The organism is Paenibacillus sp. FSL R5-0636 (assembly GCF_037974255.1).
In the GTDB taxonomy this organism is placed as follows: Bacteria; Bacillota; Bacilli; order Paenibacillales; family Paenibacillaceae; genus Paenibacillus_AQ; species Paenibacillus_AQ odorifer.
This window is the reverse complement of sequence record NZ_CP150232.1, coordinates 230,360-247,750: the sequence shown is the minus strand read 5'-3', so window position 1 is coordinate 247,750 and position 17,391 is coordinate 230,360. Positions and strand designations below refer to the sequence as shown.

At 43.3% G+C, this 17,391-nt stretch carries 10 protein-coding genes and 1 tRNA gene; 1 reads left to right on the top strand and 10 read right to left on the bottom strand.

Going from position 1 to position 17,391, the window contains the following annotated elements:
• Nucleotides 1-337: 337 nt before the first annotated feature.
• The 5 genes from MKX34_RS01165 to MKX34_RS01145 form a co-directional block, all read right to left on the bottom strand.
• Entirely contained in the window at nucleotides 338-682 is a 345-nt protein-coding gene (locus tag MKX34_RS01165) for a hypothetical protein (protein ID WP_076297224.1), read from the bottom strand.
• A 218-nt stretch (nucleotides 683-900) separates the two neighbouring features.
• Nucleotides 901-2,001 carry a glycerol dehydrogenase gene (locus MKX34_RS01160; protein ID WP_076297223.1) on the bottom strand — a complete coding sequence of 367 codons (1,101 nt, stop codon included), beginning with the start codon at nucleotides 1,999-2,001 and terminating at the stop codon, nucleotides 901-903.
• A 164-nt stretch (nucleotides 2,002-2,165) separates the two neighbouring features.
• Nucleotides 2,166-3,560 (bottom strand): MATE family efflux transporter, encoded by a 1,395-nt coding sequence (locus tag MKX34_RS01155; protein ID WP_076297222.1) that lies wholly within the window; start codon nucleotides 3,558-3,560, stop codon nucleotides 2,166-2,168.
• A gap of 118 nt (nucleotides 3,561-3,678) precedes the next feature.
• A tRNA-Leu gene (locus MKX34_RS01150) sits at nucleotides 3,679-3,762 on the bottom strand.
• A 227-nt stretch (nucleotides 3,763-3,989) separates the two neighbouring features.
• Complete coding sequence (locus tag MKX34_RS01145) at nucleotides 3,990-8,330, bottom strand: bifunctional 2',3'-cyclic-nucleotide 2'-phosphodiesterase/3'-nucleotidase (protein ID WP_076297221.1); 4,341 nt, start codon at nucleotides 8,328-8,330, stop codon at nucleotides 3,990-3,992.
• Between the two features lie 686 nt (nucleotides 8,331-9,016).
• On the opposite strand from MKX34_RS01145, the gene MKX34_RS01140 reads away from it, so the two are divergent.
• Nucleotides 9,017-9,454, top strand: a complete 438-nt coding sequence (locus MKX34_RS01140) for a hypothetical protein (RefSeq protein ID WP_076141432.1) — start codon at nucleotides 9,017-9,019, stop codon at nucleotides 9,452-9,454.
• A 36-nt stretch (nucleotides 9,455-9,490) separates the two neighbouring features.
• Here the strand turns inward: MKX34_RS01140 and MKX34_RS01135 are convergent, their stop codons facing one another.
• The 5 genes from MKX34_RS01135 to MKX34_RS01115 form a co-directional block, all read right to left on the bottom strand.
• Nucleotides 9,491-10,405, bottom strand: coding sequence for a polysaccharide deacetylase family protein (locus MKX34_RS01135; RefSeq protein WP_076105215.1), 915 nt, complete (start codon nucleotides 10,403-10,405; stop codon nucleotides 9,491-9,493).
• Nucleotides 10,377-11,699, bottom strand: coding sequence for an MFS transporter (locus MKX34_RS01130; RefSeq protein WP_076141434.1), 1,323 nt, complete (start codon nucleotides 11,697-11,699; stop codon nucleotides 10,377-10,379). Before MKX34_RS01130 ends, MKX34_RS01135 begins: the two co-directional genes overlap by 29 nt.
• A 154-nt stretch (nucleotides 11,700-11,853) precedes the next feature.
• Nucleotides 11,854-12,387 carry a DUF1854 domain-containing protein gene (locus MKX34_RS01125; RefSeq protein WP_051491493.1) on the bottom strand — a complete coding sequence of 178 codons (534 nt, stop codon included), beginning with the start codon at nucleotides 12,385-12,387 and terminating at the stop codon, nucleotides 11,854-11,856.
• A complete protein-coding gene (locus MKX34_RS01120) occupies nucleotides 12,380-14,575 on the bottom strand; it encodes an ABC transporter ATP-binding protein (protein ID WP_076224489.1) in 2,196 nt (731 codons plus the stop codon). The genes MKX34_RS01125 and MKX34_RS01120 overlap by 8 nt, the downstream gene beginning before the upstream one ends.
• A 160-nt stretch (nucleotides 14,576-14,735) precedes the next feature.
• Nucleotides 14,736-17,117, bottom strand: a complete 2,382-nt coding sequence (locus MKX34_RS01115; protein ID WP_170914216.1) for a phosphoketolase family protein — start codon at nucleotides 17,115-17,117, stop codon at nucleotides 14,736-14,738.
• Between the last annotated feature and the right edge of the window lie 274 nt (nucleotides 17,118-17,391).

The following is a 17,391-nucleotide window of genomic DNA, read 5'->3' as shown; positions in this document are numbered from 1 at the left end:
TGAACCCAATAACTATCTGTCCTTATAGAAGACAATTACAGACCTACTCGCTAACTATTCACCTCCACATCTCCAACTTTGTTATTGATAACAAATGCTAACAAAAACTTCTTATTTCGTTACACATTCCGGTATATGCAAGATTATAGCGGTTACATTGGCATAAAACAATCAAAATATCGCCTTTTGTTATAATTATTTTATCTTTTACGTTAGCATATATGTTAGTTATTTCGAAAATAAATAACAAAATTCAATATAATATAACAAAAATAGACACCCCGTAGGAGTGCCTCCAATGATCATATAGATGAAATCCAATTCATTTATCATTTTTTTATTGGTGGCATGGAAATACAGATGTACCTTCCCGCACCTCTTTCGTCAGATCGTCCATAGTGACAAGATTACGTGTAGTTCCGAGAACGATAATGACATAATACGATTGCCCACGTGAATCCTCCAGCACTACCTGATAACCCGACCCTCCAAATAAGGGTTTGCAAACCGTTGCAACTGTCAGCGACGCACTTTCCGTGTACTCTTTGCGCACATAATCCATCCCAAGACTTCCTGCTGCCCGCTTGTTCTGACGCTCCGAATTTCCGTGAATTACCGCTATTATTACCGCTCCAATAATTATGATAATAAGGATTAGATAACCCAATTGGTTTTTTCTCATCTTTCCTTCCTCCTTATTACATAGAGTACAATTGGCACAGCAGCGGGGCGATTAGCAATAATCTCGTTTCTGTAGGCACCCTATCCCGCGATTAAGTGCCGAAGCCAATAGCTATATGCAAAATTTTACCACTACAGTACTTCAAAAGCTTACCCTATATAAAAACAAAAGGCACCCCCAAGTGTGCCCTCATTATCACTGCATATTAGTTGTGCTAGTTATTTATAAGACTCTGCCAGCGAGTTCGCTACCACTATCGCATTGTACACATCTTCCGAAGTAACCGGGAACGGCATATTGCCCATTGTGTCTCCTTCTGCACAAGCAGCTTCAGCAACTTGGCGCCATTCGGATTCGATAAATTCCGTACACCCCAGATCGGCGAGGGTTAGCGGAAGATCTACATCCTTGATAAGCTTAATGACAGTTTCCAGCTCCTCATTTGAGGCATTTTCCAGTACTAGCTGGGCTAAAAGACCAAACGTAACCTTTTCACCATGCTGAGCTTTGTGTAGTGAAGGAACGGCTGTCATCCCATTATGGATAGCATGCGCGGCAGCCAGACCACCAGATTCAGCACCCACACCACTTAGATAAATTGTCGCTTCAATAGTTTCCTCCACCGCGCGTGTATAGAGCTTCTGATCAACCGCACGTTTTGCTTTTACCGCATTCTTAAGTAGAGCTTCATAACAAAGTCTTGATATACCTAGACCCGTTGTAGAAGGTTTCATGAGTACGAGATTGTCGCCATTAGAGGCATAACAGGCACGGGCTTCAAAATAAGTAGCCAGTGCATCGCCAATTCCAGCTGCGAAAAAACGGGAAGGCGCTGAAGCTAAAATCGCTGTATCAGCCAAGACTACATCCGGATTACTTGGGAGGAACAAGTATTGATCAAATGAACCATCTTTATTATAAATGACAGCCAGCGCTGTACATGGTGCATCAGTAGAAGCGATCGTCGGAAAAATAACTACAGGCAGCTTCTCATAATAAGCAGTAGCTTTGGCGGTGTCCAGTGTTTTACCTCCGCCGATACCAACGATGATATTCGCCCCAGCTTTACGGGCAAGTTCCCGATTACGATTAATCTCTTCCTGAGTACATTCATAATTGAATTTTTCAAAAGTAGCCTTATTGCCCGCACCTTCGATGGAACTTCCCGCCTCTTTCTTAGCACGTTCCAAAATGAACTCATCACAGATCACATAGGCATGATCGCCAAACGCCTTAATATACTCATTCAGATCTGAAAGTAAGTTATGGCCGGAGATAAATTTCTTTGGTGAAGTAACGGATCTAACGAAATGTGACATTGTGCAAGACTCCTTGTTGTGTGTTTTAGTAAGCATAAAGACGCAATTCCTACATATTATTACCCCGCTACCCAAGAAATACTCAAGTTGCATTCTCCAGAGGCACTCATCAGAGCATGCAAAAAAGACACCCCACAGGGCGTCCTTTGATTTTTTTATATCTATTATATAACACGATGCTGAACCCATTTCTTGCCCATAAATCGCCGTAGGAAAATCAAACCTCTGATCCCCCACTCACAATTCATCGCCAGCCAAACGCCGAGTATACCAAAGTCCAGAACAATACCTAAGATGTATCCGAGCACTACACGGAACAGCCACATCGTAAGCATCGAAACCATGGAGGTAAACTTGGAATCCCCTGCCGCTCTAAGCGCCGAAGGTGTAATAAAGCTTATGGACCATAACGGAATTTGCGCAATCGTATTGATGAGCACAATCAGGAAGATATCTCCCACAATCTCAGCAGGAGGATGGAACATCGACACTAACGGATTGAAAAACGGCATAATCAGCAAACCCATCACCACCAGAGAAAGAGAAGAGGTGACAAGGAAGGATTTAATGAATTTTCGAGCATCCTTAACATTATTACTTCCCATACATTGTCCAACCACTGTAATAATCGTCAAGGACAACGCATTCCCGGGGATTTGCATAATCCCTGCAAAGGAGGAGGCAATCGCATTAGTCGCAAGTGCATACGTACCCAGACTAACGATAAAGATCTGAGTCAGAATTTTACCACCATTAAAGAACATCTGCTCCGCCGCAAACGGCATCCCGATGAACATTATTTTTTTCAGCATAGACAGCTTAACCACTACAAGATCGCGAATACGGATATGCAGATCGTTGTCCAATCGGAATAGATAATAAAGTGCGCAAAACGCCCCCAGGTATCTAGCTATATTTATAGAAATGGTCATCCCCAGAACACCCATATGCAACAGGTTAATAAAGACGAGATTCAATAAGACATAAGTTAAATTCATAATTAGCGAAAGCACAAGCGAGGCCCTCGTTCTACCAATTCCACGAAGAGCACCACATACCGCCTCCACAACAGCTATACCAAGATAAGAGATACAGCTCCCAATCAAATATATTCGGGCGTTCTCCATAACCTCTGGTGAGGCCGCTCCAAATAGTAAATTTAACAGCGGATTGTGAAAAAGAATTCCGAACATCCCAATAGCAAATGCCATCAGCGAAACAGATGACGTAGCACCTGCCGTAGCTTTTGACACCATGAGGTCATTGCCGCTCCCTTTATACTGCGCAACAACAACCGTCCCACCTGTTGAGACGGCAATAAACACACTAATGAGAAAAATATTAAGAGAATCTATCATATTGACCGCACTGATAGCTGCCACACCAGACGAGCTTATCATAGCTGTATTCACTAGATTAAGACCCACCACAAAGGCCTGATCCACTAGGATAGGGATGAATAAAGCAATCATCTGACGATAATCTATCGATTCACCAGAGAAATACTTTTCCAGAAACCGCACACTTTGCTTCGTATTTACACCTACATTAGGCTCCATCTTTGCTTCACTTCTTTTACATAGAGTTTGTCAAATTGAATTATGCGTATAAATAGAAAAAGGCTCTTCAGGTTGAAGAGCGATTCAAAAGTATTGCCTGTTTATATGCACTTAGGTATGCGGTCGAGAGGACTCGAACCTCCACGGGGGTTAGCCCACACGGACCTGAACCGTGCGCGTCTGCCAATTCCGCCACGACCGCACAAAATATTAAAAAATACAGTGCAGAATATAAGTTAACATGATTTCACAGAAAGAGCAACAACAAATTTAACAAGTAAAAGCGCCATCGGCGTCCTTGTAAGGACAGTAAGCGTTTAAGGGAAGACTATAAGAGTATTGGTGCCACTTATACTTTCTTATATTTAAAAAAAGTGTATCGATGCCCTCACGAGGATCATCGATACACTTTTAGTTAGAACAATAGAATTATGATGCTTGTCCAAGCATGCGATAGATGATAACCGCTGCTTGAGCGCGATTAGCTATACCCTTAGGTGCAAATTTCCCACCATCAACACCGTTGACGATTCCCAATTGAGTTAGCTGTGCGATAGCCTCTTGTGCATAAGGAGCAATACTGGATTTGTCTGCAAACTTACCCAATGCTGCATTTTTATCAATCGGCTGTAGTTTGTCTTTCAGTGCGTTAGCAACCATAATGGCCATTTCTTCACGAGTCACTTCACGACCCGGTTCAAATTTGCCATTTCCAGAGCCTTGTACAAGTCCAGCCTTCACCGCAAGGGCGATAGAATCCGTGTACCAAACTCCTTGTTTAACATCGTTGAACGAACTGGTTGTTGCTGAACCCGTAAGATTCAGTGCGCGTACCAGCATCGTAACGAACTCTGCTCTAGTCACTGTTTTGGTTGGCGCAAAAGTATTTGCATCCAGACCTTTCAGAATGCCCTTAGCAGCCAATGCTTCAATAGCTTCTTGCGCCCAAGCTACCTTACCCAGATCCTTGAAGTTTGCTGCTGGCGCAGTAGTTGGTGCAGGTGTTACCGTTGGTGCTGTTGATGGTGCTGGTGTTGCTGTTGGTTTCGCGGTTGGAGTAGGCGTTGGAGTTACACCGGTAGAACCGCCTCCACTGCCATTGCCCGATCCCGAATCAGCCTTTAATTTATTAATAATACGTCCTTCAATGGCCGCTTTAATCTCTTTGCCATTAAACGTTTTTACAATGTAGTCGTAGAATACGTCCAAATCAATAGGTCCAGCCAATGAATCACTAGCTTGAGTCAGAACCTTGTAGTTATCTCCACCCGCAGCCATAAAGTTATTTACTACTGCTGTATATTTCTGCGTAGGATTAATTGGTGTTCCATCAGTTAGTGTGAGGCTCGCAATACGATCAGCTACTGGCAGATACATATTCGCTGTATATTTCAGTCCGGAAATTTGCAGCGTTTTGATATCTGGTGTTCCATCAGCTTTTACATTCCATTGCTGTTGCAGCAATGTTTTGATTTGCGCTCCGGTTAGTGTCAGCTTCACAAGCGTGTTGCCGAATGGCTGAATTTTAGCCAGATCGCCGAAGGTTACAGGACCTTTCGGAAGGTCCGCACGGATACCGCCTGGATTCATAAAGGCGAAATCGGCAGCTTTTGCACCATCGCCGAAATCAGCATTACGCATAGAGTCAGCAATCAGATTACCAAGTGCAGCCTCATTATTGTAAGCATCGGTACGAGTGATAGTTCCGTCCGTTGTACCCACTGGTTGAGTGAGCTCAGGATGCTTCTCAAGGTAAGCATTAACCAGTGCCACACTTTCCGGATCTGGTGTTACCCCATCATGGAAGGTGGAAGTTACCACAGCAGACTTGTCCTTCACATCACCTGTTTTAGGATCAATGATCAACTTGATATCCTCAAATGCTGTACCGTAAGAATAAGCTTGTACAATCAGCTTGCCGTTTACTGTTCCATTTGCAAGTGCATGGTTATCACCAGCAACGATAACATCAACAGGGGATTCCGCAGGAAGCGCATTGGCCAGATCAGCCGCTTCACCTGTAGTCACACCATCTTTGGTTGTTGCAGGATCATGTGCAAGCACGATAATCGTCTCAACACCTTTAGATTGAAGCTCCTTAGCGTATTTCTCCACAGCCGCCACTTCCTCCTCAGGCGTGAGGAAATGCACGCCGGCCGTACCGGAAGGCGCTACCTTGCTTGGTGTGGATTTTGTTACAAGACCAATAAAGCCAATTTTCACACCGCCCACTTCTTTGATTACATAAGGATTAATAATTGGCTCGCCAGTTTTGGCATTCACTGCATTCGCATTAACATAATCAAAATCAGATCCAGCATGGTTAACTTTATTATCCTTAGGGTCGATACCACCATAAAGCTGTGTCATCAGTGCATCAACACCTTGGTCAAATTCGTGATTACCAAGAGAACCCACATCAAATTTCATCATGTTCATCCAAGCATGAGTCGGCTCATCGCGCTCAAGGGATGATACTGGAGCGGATGCTCCAACGGAGTCACCATTATGGAAGAGTAATGAGTTCTCATACTTTGCACGAGTTGCTTTCAAATAAGTCGCGAGATAGGCTGCTGTGCCTACAGACTTATTGTTCACTGTAGAAACAGTGTCGAGTTGACCGTGGAAGTCATTAATTCCAAGAAGGTGAACCTCCACATCTTCCGTCGGTGCAGGTGTCTTCACACTTAGATCTAGCTTGAAAATTCCAAAGCCCTTATTATCTTGCTGTCCAGTATCGGAAATGTTCGCTGGGAGTACATTTGCCGCTTTAGGTGTTGTTGTAAATGTAACATCAACATTGCCTTCGATAGGTGCCAAGGACCAGTTACCATCAGCAGTTGGATCAATCGTACCAGCTTCACTGATGTAGTCCATCAGAACCTGACGATTCTCATCTTGAGAGTCTACAACCAGCTCTGCACCTTTAACACCCGGGAAGTTCCCGCCACCACTTGCGCGGTAATTGTTAGTAACAACAATGAAATCCTGATCTAGATCTAAAGGTTGATCATTGTAAGTGACATCCGTTACACGACTCGAAGAAGCATCATTAATCGTACCATCCGGATTGTACTTCACGTTTTTCGTCACATCAATTTTATATTGAACCCCATCGATTACATCGAAGTTAAAAACCGAAAATTTCGTATTCAACAGAGACTGCGGAGTCGAGATCCCTGGTTTGATGCGGTTAAATGCGCCCGCACTCATTTCCAACCATTCTTTCACAACAGAACCCTTAACTTTGATTGCTTTAAGGGTATTATCATATAAATACAGGTCACTTGCGCTACGAATAGTCAAGTCACCCTTATCAATACTGGTGTACTCATCAGGTCCGTTGCGTCCTGCTTTAAAAGGAGCACCAACACTAAGAATGGCAAGGTCCTTATATTGAGGAACATTGATATCAATATAATTCTGAACGTACCACTTTTGTGCATACGTAACAAGTTGAACCGTAGGATCATCCTGAACCATTGCGAAATAGCTGTTCATCGGAGCTGTTGTAACACCCAGCTTTTGTCCAGTATAAGCAATAGTAGCCTCATGTGCTGCTGCAACAGCTGCATCTACAGCCGCATCAGGCTCAACCAGTGGTATATTCACTTTATTCTCTGTCTTATAAATAGAACGAGCAGAAGCTTTTGAACTTTGCTTGTCTACCGTCCAGTCATTACCATCGTATACAATGTTCAGATCGATTAGACCCAAATAAGCTCCGCCGTAACCAGCTTGTACAGCAGGCGTACCGTTAATGTGACCATTCACATTATCGATCACAGCCTTTTCGTTTGCATACGGTTGTTTAGTAACAGGATCTTTGAACGACGCGTCCAACGTATCGTTATTCCCTGTTGGGAATACCTTATGCGTATGAGAGAACGTAATCGCATCAATATCAGGAACCTTACTCAAAGCGTTAATATCATTCTCAGAACCGTCTCCTGTAACGGCGTTAACATCAAACCCCGTATGGGCCATAGCAACAATAACATCTGCTCCCTTAGCTTTCATTTCAGGAACAAATTTTTCTGCCGTTTTAGCAATATCTTCAACGACAACTTTGCCTTCCAGATTAACCTTGTCCCACTCCATGATTTGAGGAGTAACTAGGCCGATTAGACCAACTTGAATCGTCTGCTCATCGCCGTTACTATCCGTAACTTTCTTAGGAAGAATAACATAAGGCTGATAAGCATTTGTAACGCCATCCATTTTATATATATTCGCATTCACATAATCAAAATTGGCTCCAGTAGTCATCTCATTACCAGTGCTACCGTTTATCGTACGATCTAAAAATTGTAATCCATAATTGAATTCATGATTACCAAAAGTCGCAGCATCATATCCCATAGCGTTCATGGCTGCAATCATCGGATGGATATCAGTAACATTAGTAGGATCCTTCAGATCCGATTCCTTCGCCACATAAGTACCTAGCGGAGTTCCTTGAATCAAGTCCCCATTGTCGAGTAGGAGGGTGTTGGGTTCTTCACTTTTGGCTTGTTTCACCAAGCTTGCTGTGCGGTCAAGACCGACAGTTACTGAAGCCGCATTCTTAAAATAGTCCCAGCCGTAGACATTGGTGTGCACGTCCGTCGTGCTCATCAGCCGGAGTTTGGCTGTGGCTGCGGATGCTGCTTCAGCTTTATCTGTACCCCAAGCTGCACCCAAACCAATACCTCCAAACACCTGCAAAGAAAGCACTGCAGTTGCTAATACAGAAGCAATCGGCTTATTCCATCGTGTCTTCCATCCCATAATAATATTAGTCCTCCCTATCATTTTCACATAATTTCTGTGATATTATATCACACAAATATAACCAATTATCATATAATTGTAAAAATAATATAAAACAATGTTAAATATAATAACATAAGAAGAAAGACCTAGACTTATGAATCCGTTTTTATAGGTCAAGAGTCAATAGATGCAAAAAGAACACATCTTCACCAGATGTGTCCTAAAAACAATCCTATATAAAGTCTAGAAAAGTCGAATCTATATCCGGCACTACTTTTTACCCATTCATAGCAGTAATCCCAAAACAGATTGCAGTTATTAGAGATAAGGGTGTCATCACAAGTTTTTCTTTCATGCTCCTCGACAATAAGTTCATTATAGTATTAAGAATTAAATAGACTGCGAAAAAATAACATACCCTTCTATCAAAAGGTAATCCAATAGAGATCACATTACCTGCCTGCAATAAGTACAGGATGGCAATTAGCTGTATCACTACTGAAACTCCACACGCGACTCTCATTTGTGGAGGCATAATTCTATGCCTTCCTCCCATTGCAAATTCCCCATAAGGCAGTCCCAGAGACAGCAGTACATAAAGAATCACTGCTCCCAAATATTTTTTTATGATGAACCAGCACAAGCAACACAAAAATATCTGAGTAATATAGAAGTAAATAGACCAATGAGGTGATCCACAAATGGCAAATACAACGAAGATTCGCAAACGTGCTGAACAGCTGAAAGGTAGACCCGTGTGTATTACGTTACATGATGGACGTACGTATATAGGATGGATAACCGGCCTCGATAAGAATGGACTGACCCTTTCCAAACCGCGTAAAAACAAACACAGAAAATCAAAAAAACACTCTTCTTCCCGCTCCCGGAAAGCAAACGTATCAGGATTAATGCCCTTATTCGGCTCACTTTTCGGAATGGGTGGAGGCGCTCTAGGCTCCGCAGGAGCAGGGGCTTCCAGTTCTGGAGGCGGTGGATTTGGCGGATTTGGGGGGTTCGGGGGAATCGGCAACTTTATTGGAATGGTACAAAAAACTATGCCGGTTATGAAGATGGGCTACAATATGATTAAATCTATTTCCCCCTTCCTTAACGGGCTAAAAGGATTAATGGGATAATCAAAAGACACCCCTCAAGGTGTCTTTTATTTTTGCTCATAATCTTATCAGGTTCTTTAACAATCTGCCTGCAGATCTTAACCGTGGACGTTTTAGATGCTCCTGTACATAACGATAATTCGTCAATTCAACCTTAGCATCACTGAGGGCATAGGTAAAATCATCATCAAAGGGCAACTTATACTCCCAAACGCGCTTACTCCAGTGCGGAATATTTGCTTGCATCCATGGATCGTCTATCCCGGGATGAATATAGGTCTCACTAACGCCATCCGGCAACGAATACAGCTTAGCAATAATAGATCTTTTAAAACTTTCATACGTCTCGCCTTCCTCTACACCAAAAGGATGCGATAGCAAATAGTCGGGAATCGGCACCCCAAACGTATCCGCCAGCCCTGCTCCAAGGGCAACTGGTCGTTTAATATTTTTCAGCGATGCCAAAAGCGGATCCTCAGCATGGATGTATCTGAAGAATCGTGAGGGCAATCCCCAGCGCGAAATTTTCCACAACGTCTGCGGTAGCAAGCTGCGTCCTGTTTCCATTCCGTATAAACTACCCATGTGGTTGTCTACATGGCTAATCACTATTCCCGACTGTTTTACTCGCTCGTACTGCGCATCTATCTCCTTTAGTACGGCTTTTGTCTGCGCTCCCTGTTCGAACTCTTTTACCGTCCTATATTGATGTCCGCTCTCGTCGTGAAGAGAAGTCTCTCCCGTCAGGCTCGCCCAGCGCAAAGCCTCAAATTCACTAGTCATCGTCAAGTGAAGTCCCACATTTCGTTGTTGCCTGCGACTACACCATGCAGCTGCCTCCTCAAACCCAGGGGCCACCGCCATAATCGTTGCGGAGGATACTTTTTCCTCTTCCAGCAGATGTTTAATCGCCTGATTCATGGGGGGACTTTGTCCAAAATCATCACAATTGATGATTAATTTTTTGTTCATAGTCAGCCTCACCTCTCAAAGAGTCCATAAATGTAAATTTCATTGTGAAGGATATGACAACAGCTATGGCCAACAGACATAATGGCACCACACTTATTAAATACCTAAATGTCGCTTCAGGATTGGACCCTGGGTCATCACCGCCTTGATAGCCAAAGATCATACCTACAATGAAAAAAGCTAACGCAGAGATTAACCCGCTTGAACGAGTAATGAATCCGCTTACAGCCGTGTAGATTCCTTCTCTTCTCAGACCTGTTTTTTCCGCATCCTCATCAATAATCTTGCCACCTACTATTGCTGGGGTCACTAGAAATCCGGCTAATCCGAAACCGACAACTACGCCAGCAGCCACACCACTTAAGAGATCATAACCAAACCATAACGGAATTACCGATAACGCATATAAGATCAGTGATAACCGCCACGCCTTGACCCCGTCCATCTTACGAATCATCCAGTACCACACGAATACTAATGGAATGACCGAAACAAACACAGCTGCGAGTAAAATCGATACCTGAGCCTCTGAGATATGAAGTACATATTTTGCATAAAAAGGAATCATCGAGCTTACAAGTCCATTCACCGTTTGAGCAAAAGAGTTCGAAATATTAAACACCCAAAACTTTTTATTCCGAATGGTCTCCCGAAAAGCTGGAATCAACTTCAAGGGTTCCTGCTCTGTGGGCTCCTTCTTTTCTTGGACATTCATCATACATAAAAACATAAATACTCCAAAGAGACAGGCATACACTATAGCCATATTAGAGAAATTAATAGCTGCAAAAATAATTGGCGTTAAGGCAGTACCGATTAACAAAGCAACGACCTGATAGCCTTGCTGAATCGCGGAAGCTTTTGCCCGAATACGGTCTCCTCGGAAGAGCTCCGGGAGTAACGCTCCATAGTTCACCCACAACACAGTAGCGACTGCCTCATAGAAAATAAGTGTGACTAAAAACCAAGTGAACAATCCATTCTCAGATAATCCGCCGGGAGGGGAGAAAACCAGTACAAATGCCAGCATAAATAACGGAATTGAGCCAAATACCCATGGTCTGCGTCGACCTAAACGAGTCTCTGTGCGATCTGACCAATAACCAAATAACGGATTGTTTACCGCATCCCAGATCAGAAAGATTGTTCTGGCTAATGTAGCAAGTCCAATGCCCAATCCTAATTTTTCTACATAAAAGTAACTGTAAAATGAACTAAATGCCTGACTTGGAACCATCATCGCAAACATCCCTAAAGCAAAGGTGTACGGCGAATTGATCCATTTACGCTTCACTCACATACCTCCCATATGGAAAAGATCCGGTTGTAATATATTACCATACCAATGAGAGAACGCCATCAATTTTTTCCTTCGTAGAATCTACGGATAAAAAAAAGAGGCTCCGCAGACCATCAACAAATGGCTGCGGAGCTTTTTCACAACTAGACTATAAAACATCCTTCAGCTTGCTCCGGCTCTGAACATCCAGGGCTAGATAATCACGGATTTCGCATCTTTTCCCATTGATATCTGTAAGAATGATTCGCTTATGACTTGGATATTGCATATGCTCGTGCAGGTTCCGCATAACGATCCGGGTCTGGCCCAGATTCGTTTGCAGCTCCCAAATCCACATATCCGCTTTTTGCTTAATAGAATCAATGCGGGTTACAACCGGAAGAAAATACCGCAGCCGGAGCTCTGTGTCCACTTCCACGCGACTTTCTTCATCGAGCTGATCAATGTCACGAATGACTCCGATCTCCTCACTCTTGGAGTTACGAACTGAAATATACTCCGTGGTATATTGGAATGGAAATATACGAAAAAGAATTAATTCCTCATAGACCTGACCCTCCACTACTCCTTGAAACACGCCACCTTGACTGCGGCTAAAAGAGATTGCACCCGGTTCAAGAATGTTAATCTCATAGGGATCTTTAGGATTCAATTCCCCGTTAACAAGATTCGGATCACTCATGCATCTCAACCCCCTTAATCTGCGACATTTCCTTCTGTGCCTCAACTAGCTTGAAGTAAGCACCTTCTGCAGCAAGCAATTCCTCATGTGTACCCACTTCAATGATCTTACCGCGTTCAAGCACTACAAGCCGGTTCGCATTTCTTAGCGTGGATAATCGATGGGCAATCGCGAATGTCGTTCTGCCTTTTACCAGTCGCGAGATCGCTTCTTGAATTTGCCGCTCGGTCACTGTATCTACAGAAGCTGTTGCTTCATCTAGGATTAGAATTCGTGGATCGTGAATTATTGCTCGGGCAATAGACACTCGCTGCTTCTCTCCACCAGACAATTTATGTCCACGTTCCCCAACTCTTGTATCATAGCCATCCGGCAATTGAACGATAAAATCATGGGCGTTGGCGATTTTTGCAGCGCGCATGATTTCTAATTCCGTAGCGTCCGGTTTAGAATAGGCAATATTCTCAGCAATCGTTCCGTCGAATAGAAACGTCTCCTGCAGCACTACACCGATCTGACTACGCAGATCTGACTGGCTGATATTTCGGATGTCCACATCATCGATGGTAATGGTTCCCTCATCTGTGTCATAGAAGCGACAGATCATATTAATGAACGTCGACTTACCGGCACCTGAATGTCCGACCAGACCAATCATCTCGCCCGCACCCACTTTTAAATCCACGTTCTTGAGCACAGGATGATGTTTTTCGTATCCATAAGTAACCCGCTTAAACTCAACCTCACCATTTACGCGGCCGATGGCTGCTGGATTTACTGTATCAGGCACATCTGACGGAGTATCCATAATCTCAAAGACCCGATCTGCTGCTGAAATCGCATGGCTGGCCCAGTTGATCATTTGGCTCACCCACTGCAAAGGTCCGAGAAGCATCCCAAGGTAGGTCACCAAAGCAATTAGCGTACCGATGGATAATTGACCCTCCAGCACCGTTTTTCCGCCATAAAACCAAATTAATAACGTACCAACACCAGCAACCAACGCAAAAGCAGGAAACATCCCCTGCCATAAGCCTTCGATCCGAATATTATGCCGCACCAACTCCTTATTGGCGACCGTATAACGTGACATCTCTGTTGTTTCCTGGCCGAATGCTTTGACTACACGAATCCCCTGCAAAGAATCGCCAACCAAAGCGTTTAATCTAAAAATAGATCTCCACTGCTGGTACCAACGTCTGCCAATCATCGGCCATAACACGGTCGACAGCACCACCATAAGCGGCATAGGCAGCATAGCAAGCAGCGTTAGCTTCCAATCCATACTGAACATAATAGTGAAAATAGCGATTACCCGCAGCGATTCACCCGAGACCCAGATTACACCGTCAGTCATAAATTGCCGCATCGCCTCTGAATCATTATTCACCCGTCCAATAAATTGCGAAGATTGTCTTCGGTCGAAAAAAGATAAAGATAATTTCATCAAGGAATGATACACATCATGACGAAGATCACCCATGATTTTGGAACCAATCCATACCCCTATAAGTCCACGTACAGTCTGCATTAAAGTTATTACTAAGGACGTGGCTGCTAGCCCGATCACAATCCATAGAAGCGTCGAGCCCATATCCTTTTCTGTCAACACATTATCAACGATCATCTTCGTCAAAAATGGTGGAACAAGCTCTACCAATGTAGTAAAAATCAACATAATCGCCGCAGCGATCATTTGGATCTTATAAGGCTTAGCGTAACTCAACATCCGAAATAGAACCTTGCCGTTACTCTTGCACACCGGACAAGCTTGTGAATCTTCCGGCAGCGGATTGCGGCATTTTGGACAATTTCTTGGAAACTCTTTTTCAGAAGCGGTTGGCCGTTCCTCGCCTTTAGCTACAGCGCCAATTAATTTAGCAGCAAAACCAAATATAGAGGTAAGTGATGCTGTATAACGTATAAGTATAATAGGCCCCGCTTGGGTATCCACAAGCAACGAACCGCCGCCTACCCCGCCTACTACCCGGGCATCGGTAATATTCGAGACTAGAAGCTTTGAGACCAGTTTCCCGTCCGTCCCCCAAACGGAAACCTCCTTCTCAGTCAATACAAGCCACTGCTCACCGAATTGCCCATCTTTCATTAAATCAGATACAGAGTGAAATAAAGGTTGTTCTGCAAGCTGTATTTCTATAGACTTGGGAAGTTTATCAATAGATGTCATACATTTCTCCCCTTTCTTTACCCACCTATTTACTCACATATATTTACAGTGGTAAAGATGAAAAAATGATTATAATTGTTTTGTATGGTTACTTGAACAAATAAAAAGACACCTCTAAAGGTGTCTTTTTGTATTACTTCCTATGGTACTGGCTATACGCTTATTTCAAAGCTTTCCATACCCAGTTCTCTACTTCTGGCAAATCAATACCCTCTTCACGAATGAATTGGTGATGTTTCTTAACGATAGCATCCATTTCATCTGCGATCGCTTTATAGTCGTTAGCATTAGGCAAGCTCAGAACAGCTTCCTTCGCCAAGTCAAAGCGGTCCATTTGATTCAATACGCGCATATCGAATGGTGTTGTGATATCGCCATTCTCGCGGTACCCGTGTACATGCAGGTTATGGTTATGGCGATCAAAGAACAAGTCTTTAATCAGACCTTCATATCCGTGGAAAGCGAAGATAACTGGTTTATCTTTTGTGAAAAATTGATCAAACTCTTCGTCAGATAAGCCACGCGGATCTAATTTTTGACTTCTCAGTTTCAACAAGTCTACCACGTTGATATATCTAATCTTAAGGTTCGGCAGTTTTTCATGCAGGATAGAGATTGCAGCCAAGCTTTCGATAGTTGGTTCTGTACCTGCAGAAGCAAAGACAACATCAGGCTCTCCACCTTGATCGGTGCTTGCCCAGTCAATAATCTTCAGTCCTTTATCCACCAGCTCTTGTGCTTCATCCGCACTGAACCATTGTGGACGAGGATGTTTGGAAGAAACGATCAAGTTAATTTTTTGACGGTCATTTAAGACGGTGTCAAAGACAGCCAGCAAGGAGTTCGCATCAGCCGGCAAATACTCACGGATAAATTCTGGTTTTTTATCAGCCAAGTGACCTAGCAAACCTGGATCTTGGTGAGTGTAACCATTGTGGTCTTGTTGGAATACAGTTGAAGTTGCTACCACATTCAATGATGGAATATCCGCACGCCAGCTTTGATCTGTTGCTTTACGCAGCCATTTGAAATGCTGAGTAATCATCGAATCCACGACACGCAAGAAAGCTTCATAGCTTGCAAAGAAACCATGGCGACCTGTCAATACGTAACCTTCAAGCAAACCTTCTGCCTGATGTTCAGACAATTGGGAATCGATAACACGGCCATAAGAAGCTAGGAATTCATCATTCGGCTCAATCACTTGATCCAACCATTGACGTTTCGTCACTTCAAAGACAGGTCCCAGACGGTTGGACATTGTTTCATCCGGTCCGAAAATTCTGAAATTGCGGTTCTCTTCGTTCAGAGAGATAACATCTTTCATGTATTTACCCAGAACGGCCATATCTTGTGCTATTACTTCACCTGGTTTGGAATTATCAAGTGCGAACTTACGGAAATTCGGTAAGTTTAGATCTTTAATTTGGTTGCCAGCATTAGTAACTGGGTTCATTCCCATACGTCTGTCGCCAGTTGGCAGGATCTCAGCAAGTTCAACATTCAGACGACCATTCTCATCAAATAATTCTTCTGGTTTATAGCTGTTCATCCACTCCAATAACGCTGGAGCGTGCTTCATATTCTTTTGATCCACTGGAATCGGCACCTGATGGGCACGGAACGAGTTCTCATTCGGAACACCATCCCATTGCTTTGGACCCGTCCAGCCCTTAGGAGAACGGAAGACCAACATTGGCCAAACCGGACGCGTAAGGTCATTGTTGTCACGTGCATTCTTTTGAATCGCTTCAATTCTTTCTACGATGGTATCAAGCACCTTAGCCATTTCTGGATGCATTAGATCAGGATTTTCGCCTTCAACGAAGAACGGTTCCCAACCCATACCTTTAAAGTATGCAGTAATTTCTTCTTTGGATTGACGAGACAGAATCGTTGGGTTACTGATTTTGAAACCATTTAAGTGCAAGATCGGCAGAACTGCACCATCAGTAACTGGATTGATGAACCGGTTGGAGAACCATGAAGCCGCTAATGGGCCAGTTTCAGCCTCTCCATCACCAATAACAACAGCGGAGATCAAATCTGGATTATCCAGAATAGCACCTACACCGTGGGATAGAGAATAACCTAATTCGCCACCTTCGTGGATCGATCCAGGTGTTTCAGGGGCAGCATGGGAAGCAACTCCACCTGGGAAAGAGAATTGTTTGAACAATTTCTTCAGACCTGGGATATCTTGTGTAATTTCCGGATAAATTTCAGTATAGCTACCATCGAGATAGGAGTTCGAAACCATGACCTGACCGCCATGACCAGGACCCTCGATATAGAACATATTCAAATCATATTTAGTAATGACCCGATTCAAATGGGCATAAATAAAGTTCTGACCGGGAATAGTTCCCCAGTGTCCAATTGGCTTAATCTTTACGTCTGCTTCTTTCAGCGGTTCTCTTAACAACGGATTATCTTTCAAATACAGTTGACCTACAGAGATGTAGTTAGTTGCGCGCCAGTATGCATCAAGCTTCTCTAAATAAGTTTTTGATGAGTAATCAACATCCATGGATAATACCATTTCTTCCACTCCCCAAAATTTTTTCTGTGTCTACATTGCCGTAATTTCTTCCACAAGTACATCATACCGCCGCCAAAAATTAATTCAACCTTTTCAACAAATGATACGGTCCAATTTTGTGAAAATATGAACATAGTATGAAAAACGGTGTCAATTGTCTGTAAAAATACGTCAATATTAATATATATGTAAAAATATGGGCTGAAGTTTGCGGGAGATATTTGCTGCTTTTCCTTCATCTATTTTGCGCAAAATAAAAAAAATAAGACCGAGA